General features: G+C 41.6%; 14 protein-coding genes and 1 rRNA gene. 14 read left to right on the top strand and 1 reads right to left on the bottom strand.

Annotated features, from left to right (window positions below; all coding sequences use genetic code 11):
* Positions 1 to 201: 201 nt before the first annotated feature.
* The 6 genes from rrf to ihfA all read left to right on the top strand — a co-directional run bounded on the left by rrf (position 202) and on the right by ihfA (position 6,558).
* Positions 202 to 316, top strand: a 5S ribosomal RNA gene (gene rrf, locus HUS61_RS00010).
* A 713-nt stretch (positions 317 to 1,029) separates the two neighbouring features.
* A complete protein-coding gene (locus tag HUS61_RS00015; RefSeq protein WP_175081732.1) occupies positions 1,030 to 2,085 on the top strand; it encodes a DUF2066 domain-containing protein in 1,056 nt (351 codons plus the stop codon).
* Positions 2,085 to 2,795 (top strand): DnaA regulatory inactivator Hda, encoded by a 711-nt coding sequence (hda, locus tag HUS61_RS00020; protein ID WP_171037157.1) that lies wholly within the window; start codon positions 2,085 to 2,087, stop codon positions 2,793 to 2,795. The genes HUS61_RS00015 and hda overlap by 1 nt, the downstream gene beginning before the upstream one ends.
* A 77-nt stretch (positions 2,796 to 2,872) precedes the next feature.
* Positions 2,873 to 3,853, top strand: a complete 981-nt coding sequence (gene pheS, locus HUS61_RS00025) for a phenylalanine--tRNA ligase subunit alpha (RefSeq protein ID WP_054552893.1) — start codon at positions 2,873 to 2,875, stop codon at positions 3,851 to 3,853.
* 15 nt (positions 3,854 to 3,868) lie between these two features.
* On the top strand, positions 3,869 to 6,256 hold the full coding sequence (pheT, locus tag HUS61_RS00030; RefSeq protein WP_175081733.1) for a phenylalanine--tRNA ligase subunit beta: 2,388 nt from the start codon (positions 3,869 to 3,871) through the stop codon (positions 6,254 to 6,256).
* A gap of 2 nt (positions 6,257 to 6,258) precedes the next feature.
* Positions 6,259 to 6,558: an integration host factor subunit alpha gene (gene ihfA / locus HUS61_RS00035; protein ID WP_002960690.1), complete on the top strand. Its 300-nt coding sequence runs from the start codon at positions 6,259 to 6,261 to the stop codon at positions 6,556 to 6,558.
* Between the two features lie 64 nt (positions 6,559 to 6,622).
* Here ihfA and HUS61_RS00040 read toward each other — a convergent pair whose 3' ends face one another.
* On the bottom strand, positions 6,623 to 7,429 hold the full coding sequence (locus HUS61_RS00040) for a DUF2989 domain-containing protein (RefSeq protein ID WP_055021158.1): 807 nt from the start codon (positions 7,427 to 7,429) through the stop codon (positions 6,623 to 6,625).
* A gap of 174 nt (positions 7,430 to 7,603) precedes the next feature.
* Between HUS61_RS00040 and HUS61_RS00045 the strand changes: the two genes are divergently transcribed.
* The 8 genes from HUS61_RS00045 (at position 7,604) to HUS61_RS00080 (ending at position 17,726) form a co-directional block, all read left to right on the top strand.
* The gene (locus HUS61_RS00045) at positions 7,604 to 9,046 is read left to right on the top strand and encodes a glyceraldehyde-3-phosphate dehydrogenase (protein ID WP_054561210.1); all 1,443 of its coding nucleotides are present in this window, start codon (positions 7,604 to 7,606) and stop codon (positions 9,044 to 9,046) included.
* Positions 9,047 to 9,248: 202 nt separating this feature from the next.
* Positions 9,249 to 10,376 carry a carboxypeptidase family protein gene (locus HUS61_RS00050; protein ID WP_175080759.1) on the top strand — a complete coding sequence of 376 codons (1,128 nt, stop codon included), beginning with the start codon at positions 9,249 to 9,251 and terminating at the stop codon, positions 10,374 to 10,376.
* A 285-nt stretch (positions 10,377 to 10,661) separates the two neighbouring features.
* The gene (locus HUS61_RS00055) at positions 10,662 to 12,164 is read left to right on the top strand and encodes a sodium:alanine symporter family protein (RefSeq protein WP_054561212.1); all 1,503 of its coding nucleotides are present in this window, start codon (positions 10,662 to 10,664) and stop codon (positions 12,162 to 12,164) included.
* 151 nt (positions 12,165 to 12,315) lie between these two features.
* On the top strand, positions 12,316 to 12,642 hold the full coding sequence (locus HUS61_RS00060; RefSeq protein ID WP_054553080.1) for a hypothetical protein: 327 nt from the start codon (positions 12,316 to 12,318) through the stop codon (positions 12,640 to 12,642).
* A 1-nt stretch (position 12,643) separates the two neighbouring features.
* A complete protein-coding gene (locus HUS61_RS00065; RefSeq protein WP_054561213.1) occupies positions 12,644 to 12,925 on the top strand; it encodes a YeaC family protein in 282 nt (93 codons plus the stop codon).
* Positions 12,915 to 15,596 carry a DUF349 domain-containing protein gene (locus HUS61_RS00070; protein ID WP_175081734.1) on the top strand — a complete coding sequence of 894 codons (2,682 nt, stop codon included), beginning with the start codon at positions 12,915 to 12,917 and terminating at the stop codon, positions 15,594 to 15,596. Before HUS61_RS00065 ends, HUS61_RS00070 begins: the two co-directional genes overlap by 11 nt.
* A 54-nt stretch (positions 15,597 to 15,650) precedes the next feature.
* Complete coding sequence (locus tag HUS61_RS00075) at positions 15,651 to 16,208, top strand: DUF1439 domain-containing protein (RefSeq protein ID WP_054561215.1); 558 nt, start codon at positions 15,651 to 15,653, stop codon at positions 16,206 to 16,208.
* 111 nt (positions 16,209 to 16,319) lie between these two features.
* Positions 16,320 to 17,726: a sigma-54-dependent Fis family transcriptional regulator gene (locus tag HUS61_RS00080; protein ID WP_054553081.1), complete on the top strand. Its 1,407-nt coding sequence runs from the start codon at positions 16,320 to 16,322 to the stop codon at positions 17,724 to 17,726.
* Positions 17,727 to 17,792 lie beyond the last annotated feature (66 nt).

Raw genomic sequence — 17,792 nt, forward strand, 5'->3', positions numbered from 1 at the left:
AGCCATTAAGCTAACCTGTACTAATTACCCGTGAGGCTTAACCATACAACGCCAAACGCGTTTTATGACAGCGTAACAGACAGAAGTTAAGACACTAAAGTAGATTTTACGAAGCTGTAAGCCATAAGCTTTAAGCTGTAAGAAAATATCAGATTTCCAGATTTATTAATTTGCTCAGATGAGCGAATTAAACCAAATTTGCTTGGTGACAATAGCGTTTTGGACCCACCTGACCCCATGCCGAACTCAGTAGTGAAACGAAACAGCGCCGATGATAGTGTAGCAGCTGCTATGTGAAAGTAGGTCATCGCCAGGCTCCAAATAAGAGAAAGCCCGATTCGAAAGAGTCGGGCTTTTTTGCGTTTTGAGCTATCCACACAACGTGCCCTATTTATTCTTCAGGTAGGTTGGGTAGAGCGGAGCGAAACCCAACATGAGTTAGCGAGTTGCTAGTTAGCAAGGGTAAAGTTGAACTGTGGGGTTGTTTAGTACAGAGTCATTCTAAGCTCATCCTGTTCATTCTCTAGGTAGGTTGGGTAGAGCGCAGCGAAACCCAACACGAGTTAGCGAGTTGCTAGTTAGCAAGGGTAAATTTGAACTGCGGGGTTGTTTAGTACAGAGTCACCCTCAGCAACAAAGCGCCGTAGGAGGCACTTCAGTGCCGAATCTAGACCATAACAAACACATTCACGGCTAAAGTCATTCCTACAAGTACACTTTGCCTAGAGCCTAGAGCCTAGAGCCTAGAAGCTTCGGCAGAGGGAGACTATTACCCAAAAACCCACACTGCGCGGCTGATCGCTGACGGCTGAAAGCTGATAGCTCTGTGATGTGTTGGGTTTCGCAACGCTCTACCCAACCTACGCCAGACCCTCAAACTTTCCCCTCGCTAACTTTCCCCTTTCAAACTCGCTAACTTTACTCTCGTAACTCACGAACTCGCTCAGCTACCGTTCATTAAATTAACTTTGCTTTGTTTATGGCTTTGATTTAGGATCAAATCAGTTTAAAAGCAAGAACTAATGGCCTGTGTCTAGATTACTTATTTGTTTATTATTATTATTTTCGAGTGCTTCAACTTTCGCTGTTGAGGTGACTAATTTATATCAAGATACTCTTAAAGTTGCAGACAAATCACGTGATGCTCGTTTGGCAGCAAGCCGTGAAGCACTGCTAAATGTGCTGGTGAAAGTGAGTGGTGATACAAGCGCAGATCAAAACCCTGTTGTTAAACAGCGCACGCGCGACATTTCAGATTACATGCTCAAATTCGAATATGACGAAAAAGCTGATGGCAGTTTAAATCTGGTTGTTAAATTTGAAGCCAATAAGATTAATGCATTAATCAAAGATCTAGGCTTGCCATTGTGGGGCACGCGTCGTCCTTTAGTGGCTATCTGGTTAGGCATTGAAGATAACTGGCGCCGTGAACTGGTTACCCAAGAGTCTTATCCGCAGCTTGAGCAGCTTATATACGACAAAGCAGGTCGTCGTGGTTTACCTGTGGTTGTGCCATTACTTGATTTACAAGACCGCGCTATTGTTGGTATCCCAGAAGTGTGGGGTAATTTCTCTGAGCCAGTAGAGCGTGCATCGAGTCGTTATAGTGCAGAGCGCAGTATTACTGCAAGAATGTACCAACAAGCTGATTCAGAAACCTGGATCCTAGATTGGCGTTTTACTAATGCAGAATTATTTGATACCAATCGTTTGATGGGTGATAAGCAGCAAATTGTTGCAGATATGATTGACAGTTTAGCGGGTGGTTTAGCAGCAGAATATGCCATTGATCCAACAATGATTGGCCAACTTGCGACAGCAACCTTCTATCTTAAAGGTATTAATAACTTTGTTGATATTGAATTTGCTAAACGCCGTTTAGAAAGCTTAAGTGTTGTTACTCGCGCTGTAATATCTGTACGTACGCCTGATACCGTACAATTTATAGTTAATCACACTGGCAGCATGAATGATTTTAGAAAAGCGTTAGAACTTGATAGTGCCTTTAAAGCGTATCAGGACCCGCGTGATTTTTATCAAGTGGTCAATAAAGATGAGCTTGAATATCAGTGGCAGGGGCTTTAATCGAAGTGCAAGAACCAATGCAAATGGCATTGCCAGTTACTTTGCCTGATGATGAAACATTTACTTCTTATTTTGGTGGCGAAAACTCTCTTGAAGTGAGTCACCTTAAAGATGCTTTCACAAAGCTCAGTAATAAATTTCAATATACCTACTTATGCGGTTTAGGTGATTCTGGTAAATCCCACCTATTGTACGCGACCTGTATTCATGCCCAAGAGCGCGGTTTATCAACCATGTTACTTTCAATGCGTGAAGTGATTGATTATGGTCCTGTTGTGCTTGAAGGTCTGGAAAATCTTGATGTGTTATGTATTGATGACGTGCACTTAGTGGCAGGGAACGATGCATGGGAAAAAGGGTTATTTAATTTTTTCAATCGCTTTAACGAGCCAGGCAAATACCTTGTGGTCACAGCTGATTTATTACCTGACATGTTGCATATAAACCTACCGGATTTAGTATCGCGTTTGAAGTGGGGCACAACATTACAAATTCGCTCAATGAGCGATGATGATAAAGCCGAAGCCCTCGTACGCCGTGCTCATATGCGCGGCCTTGAACTAACTGATGAATGTGCGCGCTTTTTATTAACGCGATTAAGCCGCGATATGCGTGCATTATTAGACGTTTTAGACAAACTTGACCATGCCTCAATGGCTGCACAAAGAAAATTAACAATTCCTTTTATAAAATCAACGTTAAAGCTTTAGTAGGGCTAGAATCTAGTCCTTGCTTTCAGTTATCATTAGCTATTACAAAAATCCTTCTGTGAAAGACCAGGTACTCAATGAACTTAGAAAATATTTTAGCGCAAGCACTTGAGGCAGTTGCCAGTGCGAATGAAATCGCGCAACTAGAAGATATCAGGGTTAATTACCTTGGTAAAAAAGGTGAAATCACCAGCTTACTTAAAACGCTAGGCAAGATTGCCCCTGAAGAGCGTAAAGAAGCGGGTCAAGTGATTAACCAAGCAAAACAAGAAGTACAAACAGCCATTAACGAAAAGCGTGAGTTACTAGCAAGTAAGGCTCTTGAAGAGAAACTAGCTGCAGAAACGATCGACGTAACTTTACCGGGTCGTGTTATGCCAACAGGTGGCTTACACCCAGTAACTCGTACTATTGAACGTATTGAAAGCTTTTTTGGTGAGTTAGGTTTTGCGGTTAAATCAGGTCCTGAAGTTGAAGATGATTTTCATAACTTCGATGCGCTAAATATTCCTGAGCACCACCCAGCGCGAGCTGATCACGATACTTTCTATTTCAACCCTAAGCTTGTGTTACGTACACAAACTAGTGGCGTACAAATCCGTACTATGGAAACTGAGCAGCCACCACTACGTATCATTTCACCAGGTCGTGTTTATCGTAACGATTATGACCAAACACACACGCCAATGTTCCACCAAGTGGAAGGCTTAATGGTTGATACAGATGTAAGCTTCACTGAGTTAAAAGGTATTCTGCACGACTTCTTACGTAACTTCTTTGAAGAAGATATGGAAATTCGTTTCCGTCCTTCTTACTTCCCATTTACTGAACCATCAGCTGAGGTTGATGTTATGGGTAAAAACGGCAAGTGGTTAGAGGTATTAGGCTGTGGCATGGTTCACCCTAACGTTCTTAAATCAGTGGGTATTGATCCAGAAAAATACACAGGCTTCGCATTCGGTATGGGTGTAGAGCGCTTGACTATGTTGCGTTACGGCGTAAACGACTTACGTGCATTTTTCGAAAACGATTTAAAATTCCTAAACCAGTTCCGTTAAGAGTGAAGATATAAAATGAAATTTAGTGAAAAGTGGTTAAGAGAGTGGGTTAACCCAGCAATCGACACACAGGCTCTTTCGGAACAGTTATCAATGGCTGGTCTTGAAGTTGACGGTGTTGAGCCTGCAGCAGCAGAGTTCACAGGCGTTGTTGTTGGTGAAGTTGTTGAGTGTGGTCAACACCCAGACGCTGATAAATTACGTGTAACTAAAGTAAACGTAGGTGGTGATGAGCTACTTGATATCGTGTGTGGTGCACCTAACTGTCGTCAAGGTTTAAAAGTAGCTGTTGCGACAGTTGGCGCTGTATTACCTGGCGACTTCAAAATTAAAAAAGCCAAACTTCGTGGTCAACCTTCACACGGTATGCTGTGCGCATTCGTTGAGTTAGGTATCAGCGAAGAAGGTGATGGCATCATGGAATTACCAAGTGATGCACCAATCGGTACTGATTTACGTGAGTATTTAAGCCTAGACGACAACATTATAGATGTTGATTTAACACCAAACCGTGGTGACTGTTTAGGTATTAAAGGTCTAGCGCGTGAAGTAGGCGTACTTAACAGTGTTGATGTAAACACACTTGAAATCGCACCTGTTGCGGCGACGATTGAAGACAAAGTATCAATTGAGCTTGTGAATGATGAAGCGTGTCCTCGTTATTTAGGTCGTGTGATCAAAGGTATTAACCTTGATGCAGAAACACCACTTTGGATGGTAGAAAAACTTCGTCGCAGTGGTATTCGCTCAATTGACCCTGTTGTTGATGTAACAAACTACGTGTTATTAGAGCTAGGTCACCCAATGCACGCATTTGATTTAAATGCGATTGAAGGTGGTATTAAAGTACGTAGCGCAAATGCGGGTGAAGAGTTAGTTCTGTTAGATGGCAACACAGCTAAACTAAACGAATCTACGCTTGTAATTGCTGATCATAACAAAGCGCTTGCTATTGCAGGTATTTTTGGTGGTGAAAAATCAGGTGTAACTGAAGCAACATCAGACATTTTGTTAGAAAGTGCGTTCTTTAACCCTGTCGCTATTGCGGGTCAAGCACGTAGCTACGGTTTACACACTGATGCGTCACACCGTTACGAGCGTGGTGTCGATTTTGCACTGCAAAAAGATGCAATGGAACGTGCGACAGCATTACTTCTTGAGATTGTTGGTGGTGAAGCAGGCCCTGTTGTTGAAGCAGTCGCAACTGAAAAATTACCAAAAGTAACAGAAGTGCGTTTACGTCGTGAGCGTTTAGACCGTGTAATTGGCCATCACATTGATGATGCAAAAGTAACTGACATCCTAACGCGTTTAGGTTTAGACGTGAAAATTGTTGATGGTGTATGGAGTGCTGACGTACCTAGCTATCGCTTTGATATTCGTATCGAAGAAGATTTAATTGAAGAAGTTGCGCGTGTTTACGGCTATAACAGTATTCCTAACGTTGCACCAACTGCTAAATTAAAAATGACTAACCATGACGAGTCTCATGTTGCGGTCACTAAATTCCGCAATACGCTTGTAACTCGTGGTTACCAAGAAGCAATTACGTACAGCTTTGTTGATCCAAAAGCACAAGCAATTTTACACCCGCAAAGTGATGCGCTTGTATTACCACACCCAATTTCTGTTGAAATGTCAGCAATGCGTGTTAGCTTAATGCCGGGTTTATTAGCGTCATTAGTTTATAATCAAAACCGTCAGCAACCACGTGTACGTTTATTTGAGCACGGCTTAAAATTCTTACGTGACGAAAATGCTGAAAACGGTGTAAACCAAGTGGCTGTTATTGGTGGTGTAATCTCTGGTCTTGCACACGGTGAACATTGGGTTCAAGAAAAGCGTAGCGTTGATTTCTATGACTTAAAAGGTGATGTTGAAGCACTTTTAGCAATTAGTAACGATTCATCACGCTTTGAGATAAAAGCAGAGCAGTCTGATGGCTTACATCCAGGCCAATCAGCCGTTATTTATGTTGATGGTAAAAAAGTAGGTTTCTTTGGTGCAGTGCACCCACAAGTGCAAAAGTCACTAGATATCAACAACACAGCATTTGTGTTTGAAATCGAAATGTCTGCACTAGAAAAAAGAAAATTACCAGAAGCAGTGGCAGTGTCGAAATTCCCGTCAAACCGCCGTGATATCGCGATTTTAGTGGAAGATCACGTAAAATCTGGCGATATTTTAAATGTCATAGAAAAAGTTGGCGGAAATCAATTGGTTGACCTAAACTTATTCGATGTGTATAAGGGCAAAGGTATTGAGCCAAATTATAAGAGTTTGGCGATTGCTCTAACACTGCAAGCGGTTGATAGAACGCTCGAAGAGAAAGATATCAATCAAGTAGTTGATAATGTGGTGGCCGCACTGGCCGAACAATTTAACGCATCGTTGAGGGACTAGATATGGCGCTTACTAAAGCCGACATAGCTGAACACCTATTTGAAAAACTCGGGATCAATAAAAAAGATGCCAAAGATTTAGTTGAAGCGTTTTTTGAAGAAATCCGCTCAGCGCTAGAAAAAGGCGAGCAGGTTAAGCTCTCTGGATTTGGTAACTTTGATCTTCGAGATAAGAAAGAACGTCCAGGCCGCAATCCGAAAACAGGTGAAGATATTCCTATTTCGGCGCGCCGAGTTGTGACTTTTAGACCAGGTCAAAAGCTAAAAACTCGTGTAGAAGTTGGTACAAGCAAAGCAAAATAAGAAAAGGCAGCGTTAGCTGCCTTTTTTATTTGTCTGAGCACTGCACATTAGCGAGTTGGAATTATCAAAACCCGCGTGGTGATACGAAGCTTCCTTCTTGGATACTGTCGTAAGTTTTTTGTGCTAAATCATCTAAGCTGTCTAGGCTTTTGCCTGCGGCAGCGAGTTGATGCTCAATAGGTAATATATCGACATCTTCATACCCTGATAATTGTGCTACACGTGCAAAGGTGTAGGCATGCTTATACTTTTCATGTTTGTAGAATAAGCTCACAAGAGTAGGGTAGATCTCAGGGTTGGGTGCTTCACCTGCTTTATTTAGCTCTAGCGTTTTGTAGAGCAAATCAATGGTTTTTTCATCATCAAACTTCACGTAGTAGCTTGCCAAGAAAAACTGCATTTCGGCATCTTCAGTCACCCGTTTATCTTGCTTTTCTTCCAGGGCGAGCAATTTAGTTAACGCAGATTGGTCGTTATTACGCGACCAATGGTAATACAATAAACCTGGGTGGTCAGTATTTTTGGTATCTTGAAAAATTCGAGTCATTTCTTTGATGCTTGTTAAATGACCTTCAACACGAGACGTGGTTTTTTCTTTTAGTTTTATGTGCTCAATCTTGGCGGCAAGCGACACACATTGATCGTATTTCTCAAAATCCTTTAATAATTGGTATTTGTTTTCGTCTGTTGGTGACTTATATTCAACATAACGTTGAATGATGACCTCGGCACGTTGCTCTTTGCAGTGACTATCTTTATTTAAATCACTGCAGAAGCCAGGTGTTTCGTCGCACACTTTCGCTAGTGTAAGCGGATCTTCACAGCCTGCTAATGCCAATAAACCAAGCAACACGCTTGCTCTTAATAACATTCCTTAACCTCTACTTAATTTGTACTACTTTATTCTAGCGCAATGATTTGTTCTGTAACAGTGGAGAATCGTTCGAGTTTAAATTAGAATACCCATGCCTGAGATGTGTTGCTCTCAAATCACAACACATTTTTTAAGGCTATCCGTTCAAAATTGTTTAATTAGGTAAAAAAAATGACCTCATCTCACGAGTTAGAATACACAAGCAGCTGGCAAGAACGTCAAGATTACGCAGAAAGTATGCAACCTATTATTGGTAGACTTTACCGTAATCGTGGTATCGAAATCGCTGTATATGGCCGTCCTCTCGTTAATGCCAGTACAATCGATATCATCAAAGCACACAAAACAGTTGCTCAGTTTGAAGGTACAAAACTACGTTTACGTGAAAGCTTCCCTTTCTTAGAAGCAATTAGCAAAATGGACTTAAACTCAGCACGTATCGATATTGGTAAACTAGCGTATGGTTATTTGTTTAACGATGCTGCGAAAGGTCGCTCAGTTGAAGAATACTTAACTGACGAACTAGCAGAAATCGCAAACTCAGAGCGCAAAGAGCCACGTGATGTTGTGTTATACGGTTTCGGTCGTATCGGTCGTTTATTAGCTCGTCTATTAATCGAAAAGTCAGGTCCTTATGCAGACCTACGTTTACGTGCAATCGTTGTACGTGGCGGTAAAGACGGCGACTTAGAAAAGCGTGCAAGCTTACTTCGCCGTGACTCTATCCACGGTCCATTCAATGGCTCAATCACAATTGATAAAGAGCGCAATGCAATTAAAGCTAACGGTAGCTACATTCAAGTTATCTATGCTAACTCTCCTAGCGAAGTTGATTACACAGCTTACGGCATCGAGAATGCACTTGTTGTTGATAACACAGGTATCTGGAAAGACGAAGCAGGCCTTGGCCAGCACTTAGAAGCAAAAGGCGCAGCAAAAGTATTATTAACTGCACCAGCTAAAGGCAACATCAAAAACATCGTATACGGTGTAAACAACCAAGATATCAAATCTGAAGATAAGATTGTGTGTGCAGCAAGCTGTACAACCAATGCTATTACCCCTACGTTAAAAGCACTTAACGATAAGTTTGGTATCAAAAACGGTCACGTTGAAACAGTTCACTCGTACACAAATGACCAAAACTTAATTGATAACTACCACAAAGCTGAGCGTCGTGGCCGTGCTGCTGCACTTAACATGGTTATCACTTCAACAGGTGCTGCAAAAGCGGTTTCTAAAGCTTTACCTGAGCTTGAAGGTAAACTAACTGGTAACGCTATCCGTGTTCCTACGCCAAACGTATCAATGGCTATCTTGAACTTAAATCTTGAAAAAGGTACAACTGTTGAAGAACTAAATGCGTTCTTACGTGAAACAGCACTTCATTCAGACCTTCGTGATCAAATCGATTACACAGCGTCTACTGAAATCGTATCGACTGACTTAGTAGGTAGCCGTTACGCAGGTGTTGTTGATTCACAAGCGACAATCGTAGATGACAACCGCGTTGTACTTTACGTTTGGTACGATAATGAGTTTGGTTATAGCTGTCAGGTAGTACGCTGTATGCGTGATATGGCTGAAGTAACTTTCCCAAGCTTACCTCGCTAATACCTAAGTTATAAAGAATCTAGAAGCCAGCATTATGCTGGCTTTTTTAGTCGTGAAAGTTTTTGCAAATTTTCAGCATGTGATAGGCTGTTAAGGGTCTACACCATATTACTAACAAAACGTTCTAACTACAGAGCGTTGACTTAATTCTTAACTAACAAGCGAATAGCTAAGAATTATTTTTAACCAATAGGTTTATAGAATGAAAATCACCAGCAATTTTGACAGTGGTAATATCAAGGTTATTGAAGCCGTTGATCCACTGAATATTCAATTAGAAATCAATAAAGACAATCAGTCTGATTTTTTCCAGTGGTTTCACTTTCGTCTTGAAACAACTGCGTTTCAAAACCATAAATTACACATTAATAACCTAGAGAACTCAGCATACCCTGATGGCTGGGAAGGTTATCATGCGGTTGCATCATACGACCGTCAAACTTGGTTCCGTGTACCATCTGAGTACGCAAACGGCACGCTATCATTCGAAGTTGAGCCTGAGTGTAGCAGCATGTACTTTGCTTACTTTGCGCCATACAGCTATGACCGCCACTTAGATTTACTAGCATGGGCACAAAGCCAGCATGCTTGTGAAATAGAAACATTAGGCGAAACCCTTGATGGCCGTGACATGAGTGTTTTACGTGTGGGTATTCCTAGCAGTGAGAAGAAAAAAATCTGGATCACGGCGCGCCAGCACCCAGGCGAAACTATGGCTGAGTGGTACGTTGAAGGTTTACTTCATAAATTACTTGATGATGAAGACCCACATGCAGCGGCACTATTATCTAAAGCGGTATTCTACATCGTGCCAAATATGAACCCAGATGGCAGTGTGCGTGGTCACCTACGTACTAACGCTAAAGGCGTTAACTTGAACCGTGAATGGCAAACACCGAGCATGGAAAATAGCCCTGAAGTTTTCTTAGTGCTTAACAAAATGCGTGAAACGGGCCTTGATATGCACTTAGATATTCATGGTGACGAGGCAATTCCTTATAACTTTGTTGCGGGTAGTGAAGGTATCCCTGGCTACGATGATCGCTTAAAAGAGTTAGAAGATAGCTTTAAAGCTGCGCTTTTAACTGTGACGCCTGAGTTCCAAGACGAACATGGTTATCCAAAAGATGAGCCGGGCCAGGCTAACCTAACTGTCGGTTCTTCTGCTGTTGCGCATGAATTTAATGCATTAGCTTACACGGTAGAGATGCCATTTAAAGATAACGATGATTTACCAGATCCAGATTACGGCTGGTCAGATCGTCGCTCGTATCAATTTGGTCAAGATACGTTAGCGGCTATTGTTAACGTGGTTGATAAATTAAGATAACGAACCTTACGGGCATCAGCAAAACTGATGCCCGTAATTGTATCTGTTGACTGAAAAATGACGGTGTAGAGCAGGATGCATCAAATGTTAACGAGGTAGGTACATTTAGCATATTGAAAATTAACTGTTAACAAACTTGGTGGGTTTAAGTTAATATTCAATATGTTCAGCTGTGAAGTAACAAAATCTCATTTTTATTTCTCACAGTCATCGTGTCGCGCATTCTCACAAGCTCACGCTGAGTATCGTAACTAACAATAAAAAATATAATCATAGAGGATATCCATGGAAGCTTTAGTAAGCGCCGTTAATGACATAATTTGGAGTAGTGCACTCATTTATTTATGTTTAGGTGCAGGTCTGTTTTATTCCGTTTTAACCCGATTCGCACAAGTTAGACATTTTAAAGAAATGTGTAAATTATTGCTTAGCTCTAATAATTCAGATACGGGTATTTCTTCGTTCCAAGCGCTTGCTGTATCGTTATCAGGCCGTGTAGGTGTCGGTAATATTGCCGGGGTTGCTGCAGCAATCGGCTTTGGTGGTCCTGGGGCGATTTTTTGGATGTGGATAGTTGCGTTCCTTGGCGCAAGTACTGCGTATGCCGAGTCAACTCTTGGTCAGATTTATAAATCAGAAGAAGATGGTCAATATCGCGGTGGTCCAGCATTTTACTTCGACCGCTGCTTACAGCAAAAGTGGTTAGCCGTATTATTTGCAGTATCGGCGATTATTGCTTGTGGTGTGTTCCTTCCGGGCGTTCAAGCGAATGCGGTAGGTAATGCATTCACACAAGTTTTTGGTGAAGGCACATTGGTTAGCACCAGCTTTGGTGAAGTAGGTAGCTTTAAGCTTGTTGCGCTTGCAATCATCTTAATTGTGCTTGCATTTATCATCTTTGGTGGCATTAAACGTATCGCAAACTTCACACAAATCGTGGTGCCATTTATGGCACTAGGTTACATCGTGTTAGCTTTAATCGTGGTGTTCTTAAACCTAGATAAAGTGCCAGGTATCTTCTCAATGATCTTATCTGATGCATTCACCGCGCAAGCAGGCTTTGGTGCTGCTATTGGTTGGGGTGTTAAACGTGGTATTTACTCAAACGAAGCAGGCCAAGGTACGGGTCCACATGCAGCATCAGCTGCTGAAGTTGATCACCCAGCTCAACAAGGCTTAGTGCAAGCATTTTCTGTTTATGTTGATACCATTTTTGTTTGTACAGCAACGGCGTTAATGATTCTAATCACTAAACAATACAACATTGTGGGTGAGTTACCTGCAGGTCAATTCATTGTGCAAAACGTTGATGCTGCAACAGAAGTAGGCTCTGCTGCTTTCACACAAATGGCATTATTTAGCGTATTTGGTGGCTTTGGTGAAGCATTCGTTGGTATTGCTTTATTCTTCTTCGCATTTACTACAATTCTTGCTTATTACTACATTGCTGAAACGAACGTTGCTTACTTAAACCGTTATTTCAAAGGCAATATTCCACTGGTTATTGTTAAGCTAGTCATCATGTTTATGGTTGCTTACGGCATGGTAAACAGCTCTGGTTATATCTGGAATATTGGTGATATTGGTGTAGGCTTAATGGCCTGGATCAACATTGTCGGTATTTTGGCTATTTTCTTTGTCGCAAAACCTGCCCTTAACTGCTTACGTGATTACGAAGATCAAAAGAAAGCCGGTGGCGAAATCACTTTTGATCCAGTTAAATTAGGCATTAAAAATGCGACTTTCTGGGAAAAGCGTCTAGCTGAAAAGGCGAAACAGAAACAATAAATCAGGTTTTTGAGTTTTTGTAGTGAATTTAGTTGTGCAGGTTTTCGAATCTTCACAAATGAATGAAATTCAAATAAGACATCGACTCATAAAACAAGTACAATAAAGGGCGCCTAAAGGCGCCTTTTTTATGCGTAGTATGGAGAAAGATATGGCGATTATTAGTTGCCCGCAGTGTGCAAAATCAATATCTGACAAACATAAGCAATGCCCGCATTGTGAATGCCAAGTCACCGATCTAAGCAATGAGCAATTGCAGCAAATGCAAAAAGAAACGCGCATTCGTAGACAACAAAAGTTTATGAATCAGTCTTTCCTCGCACTGATTTTATTTTTAGGGGGCTTTTTCTGTTATTACTTTATGCACCCCGAAGCAAAGTCTCTTGAGTGGTATGCCTATACATCGGCAATGGCAGTAGGTTTTGTGTGGTATCTTGTAAGCCGCATCTATTTAGTTGTTTTAAAAAAGAAAAAGTAACATGAATATTGATCACATCGTTAAAAATATCACCCCAGAAGTATTTGAACGTCTTCAGTATGGTGCCTCAACGGGTAAGTGGCCTGACGGCACACCTTTGTCTGAAGAACAAAAACAACAAACCGTTCAACTCGTGATGCTTTATCAAGCTAAAGTTTCGCAAAGCAATGAGCAGTTTACCATTGGCGCAAATGGTGAAATGGTGCAAAAGAGCAAAGCTCAATTGCAAAAAGAATTCGCATCAGAAAATGAAATAGCTAGGTTTAGTGAAAATGATCTTTAAACACCTGTTTACTCCAAAATGGAAGCATCCTAAAAACCAAGTGCGTTTAGCTGCAGTTGAACGTCTTGATACAGAGCGTGACCTTAGCATCTTAAATAGCATTGCCCTTGAAGACAGCTCAGCTGAGATCCGCAAAAAAGCATTAAACAAAGTGAACGATATTGTTTTGTGGTGGCAAGCATACAAGCAAGACCAAGCACTTAAAGACGTTGCAGAACAGCATATTAACCAAGCGGTTTTAAATACCGATAGCCAGCTAGATGCAAACATCAAAAATGAGTTTATTGAGCGTTATGCACCTGTCAAAACTCTTGAGAAACTCGCCTTTGCAGAAAAAGAACTTCAAGTTCGCGTTAAGTTATTAAAGCGTTTAGCAAACCCAAGCCTAATTGATAAAGCTTTTAAGGAAGGCCGTGAAGAGCTGCAATTGCAACTTGTTGAGCTTGTGATTAATCATCAACTTGCTAAATCATTATTAAAGCATGCAAAAGGTGAGGCACACACACAACTGGCGACTCATCTTGACAATGAACGCTTAGCGATAGAAATGCCTGCCAAAGTAGAAGCTGATACACGTGTGGTATTAGCAAAGCTTAATGCGCTTCGTGATAAAAATGACTTTCAGTTAGTGTCGATGCAACATGCTGAGTTATTACAGCAGTGGCAAGCTATCGAACTAAAATGGCTGAGCGATGAGCAAGTAAGCACGTTAGATAAGAAATATTCAGCGATTACGCAAAAGCTTGAGTCTCATATTGCACTTTTAAGTAAAGAGCATGAAGCAGCGCAGCAAGCGTTAGCTGAACAACAACGTCAGGTATTAGCCCTGGCAAGCCTTGAAGCAATTGGCGAAGAAATTGAAAATGCATTGCAATTAGGCTTAGAAACGCCAGAGCAAATTCAGCAAGATTGGCTAGAGGCAAAAGTTGCAGAGGCAAAAGATGCGTTAGCAGAGGCAAACTTATCTGAGAACAAACATGTTAGTGATGTAAAACTGCACTTAACAAATTTATTTAACCAAGTCGAACAGTTACCGCAACTGGTTAGTGCTATTGCTGAGTTTAAAGAGGCATTGGATCAATTAAACTCAGTTGCGACAACCGAAGACGAAAGCGAGTTTGACGGGCTAAAACAGCAGTTTGAGCAACAGCAAAAATTAGCGCGCAAAAAGCTGGCAAGTATTCCTAGTCGTTTACAAGGTCGCTTTAAAGCCAATTTAGCTGAAACAGTAAACAGTTGGCAGCAAGCGATGGCACCGCTGACGAATAAGTTTGAGAAAAATCAGCAAACAGCGAAGCGTAAAGCTCGCGATGTAAAACGCTTAATTGACCAAGGTCGCTTTAATGTTGCCTTTGGTGTGTTTAAAGGTTTTGAAGAGCTATACGCAACACTTACAGACTATTATAAGCAGCCATTAAATAGCTTGAAAGCTGATTTAGAAGCGCAATTAGCAGAAGCAAAAGATTGGCAAAAATACGCATCAGCGCCAAAGCGTGATGCATTACTTGTTGAAGTAAATGAACTTGTTGCAACCGAGTGCACTGACCCTAAACAACGCGCAGAGCAAGTTAAACAGTTACGTCGTCGTTGGAATGAGTTAGGGCGTTTAGATACTGATGCAGAAAAGCAACAAGGCGAGTTATTCGATCAACAAATTGAATTACTGTTTGCGCCGTGTCGTGAGTATTTTGCAGAGCAGGAGCAGCAACGTGAACAAGCTAAAGCACAGCGCGTTGAAATAATCTCGCAAATGCAGCAGTTAACAGAGCTTGATAGCTCTTCTGATGAGTTTGATTGGAAGCAGTTTGAAAGCAAGTTCAACCGTACCGCAAAAGCGTGGCGTTCTGCAGGTAACGTCGATCCTAAAACATACCGTGAACTACAAGCGCAATTTAAAGCTGCGCAATCACAAGTTCAAGGTCAACTTGCTGCATTTCATAAAGCAAACGCTGAGCAAAAAGCGGCACTTGTTGAGCAAGCAACACAGTTATCGCAAAGCGATGATTTAGCTGCTGCGTGCCAGAAGCTAAAAGCACTTCAACAAACATGGCAGACTATTGGTTTTGCTGGAATGAAAGCTGAAAACACTTTGTGGCAGCAATTCAGACGAGTTAATGACGACACCTTTGCTAAGCGCAGTGCCGAGTTTGAACAGCAAAAGCAAGTTCAGCAACAAAATGACGAAGTTGCCGCAGAGCAATTAAGTGAGCTTGAGTCTGCACTTGAGACCGTGGTGCACCTTGCACAGCTTAAAGATTTAACAGTGAAGCTTGCAGAGCTTGAGTACTCAAAAGCATTATCGGCACGCGTGACTCAGTTAGAGACCGCGATTAGCGCAAAAACAGCGCTGATCAGCAAGCAAGCAGAGCAGTCTAAATTAACGGCTTTATTTGCAGCTCTTGAGAGCCACAGTGAACTGCCTTCGCAGTTCCAAGCTTCATTAATAACTAATCTAAACGCTGCGCAGCTGTTAACTCGTATCGAAATTCTAGCGGGCGTTGAATCGGCTGATAGTCAGTTACGTATGACAGAGCAAGTTGCGATGTTAGATGATAAACACCGTGGTGAGCACGCAGATGTTTATTATTACTTAAAGCAACTACTTGCAGTCAGTGAGGGTTCAGTTTCAGCTGACACACTAGCAAGGCTTAAAGCAATATTTGCAATTTAACGAATAAAACCGCTTTTTTAAGCGGTTTTTTTCCGTGTGTTTTTGAGGAAAACAATGAGAATTTTATTACTACTTACCTGTTTATTTTTAGGGGCATGTAAAAGTACAGATCAAGGGATGTCTGTTTACTCGTTTACCAATTCTGAAATTGAAGCAGCCCTTGCTAATCAATTACCAAAACTAAGTGAACAGATTAAGCTGATGGGCTTACCAGTTGATTTTGCGGTAAACGACCTGAGTGTCAATGTTGGCCCAGATAAGCGTGATGTGGTGGTTTTAGGAGCCGATTCTAGTGCTGTCATCAAAGCATTTGCGCTTAAGTATCCAGTTCGTTTAAAGCTACAAATTGAAGGTAGCCCATTTTATGACAGCGAGAAAAAAGCGGTCTTTTTACGTAATGTAAAACTGGTTGATACAACAATCGACACCGCGGGTTTCAAGGGCAGTTTAAACTTATTAGATGACCAAGCAATGCAAGTGATTAACGGCTTTTTAGCGGTTAACCCTGTCTATAAGCTAAATATGAACGACCCTAAAGTCGCATTGTTGAGCAAACTACCATTAGATATGAAAGTATCTCAGGGTGAAATTATTTTAGTGCCCACACTGTAAAACTATTTGATATTTTAAAGCGGCTTCTAGCCGCTTTTTTTGTAATTGCTTGTTAAGCATGTTCAACCTTGTCATAATTTCTCGTGATATTTCGCGAATTGAGTGATGGCTATGATCAAGGAATTTTTAAACGACCCCACATTACTGCTAAATGCCGTAGGTGAAGGTATTTATGGCTTCGATTTATCGGGTAATGCAGTTTTTGTAAACCCTGCTGCGGAGCGCATGACAGGCTGGAAAGCAGACGAACTCCTTGGTAAAAAAATACACCAATATCATCACCATACTCGTAAAGATGGCTCACCATATCCTGCTGATGAATGCCAAATATATTGCACTATGTTCGATGGCAAGCACCGTCATGTAAACGATGAAGTATTCTGGCGTAAAGATGGAAGCTATTTTGCTGTTGAGTATACTTCAACGCCAGTTTATAAAAATGGTGCCTTGATTGGGGCAGTCGCGATTTTTCGCGATGTATCCAAACAACAGCAAACAGAAGTGGCGTTGCGTGATGCCTTAGCACAAGTTCAGCACTTATCTGAGCAGCTACAAGCTGAAAATGCTTACCTTATTTCAGAGTTAAATGAAGATTGGCAAGACTCTGGCTTAGTTGGGCAAAGTCATTCATTTCAAAGTATGCTCGAGCAAATTACCTTGGTAAGCCAAACCAATAGTACGGTTTTGATTTTAGGTGAAAACGGCACGGGTAAAGAGCTAGTGGCACGAAACCTTCACCGCTTAAGCAATCGTGCTGAGCAACCTTTCATAAAAGTAAACTGCGCGGCGTTTTCCGCCAACTTAATTGAGTCTGAGTTATTTGGTCATGAAAAAGGGGCGTTTACTGGCGCTAATGAACGCAGAAAAGGGCGTTTTGAACTGGCTGATAAAGGCACTTTATTTTTAGATGAAGTGGCAGAGCTGCCATTAGAGGCGCAAAGTAAATTACTGCGGGTACTACAAGAGCAAGAGTTTGAGCGCGTCGGGGGCAGTCAAACTTTAAAAGTCGATATCCGAGTGTTAGCTGCAACAAACCGTAACTTGTGGCAAATGGTTGAGCAGGGCAGTTTTCGAATGGACTTGTATTATCGCTTAAATGTGTTTCCTATTCGTGTGCCTGCGCTTCGTGAGCGCAAGGAAGATATTCCACTACTTGCAGCAAATATTATTACGCAGCTGAATAAGCGCTTAGGTAAACAGTTAAAAGGGCTAAGCAAAGCAACACTCACCAAACTGGCGAATTATGATTGGCCAGGCAATATTCGTGAGCTACAAAATATCCTTGAGCGTGAAGCTATTTTGTCTAAGCAAACTGTACTGCAGCTTTCAGCACCTTTGAGTAACGAGCAATCAAATGAGCAGGTGGTTTCTCTTGATGCTGTACAAAAGCAGCATATTTGTGAGGTGCTAAAACGCTGTAACGGGCAAATATCAGGTGAAAATGGTGCTGCAACCTTGCTGGGCCTGCCAGAAAGTACCCTTAGATCAAAGATGAAAAAGCTAGCGATAAAGCGTTGATTCGTGATATATCGCGAGTATTCGCGATATATCGTGCTTTTGAACGTTCAGATATAAATTTAATCA

Origin of the sequence: Pseudoalteromonas sp. 0802 (assembly GCF_013350085.1) — a bacterium.
Classification (GTDB): Bacteria; Pseudomonadota; Gammaproteobacteria; order Enterobacterales; family Alteromonadaceae; genus Pseudoalteromonas.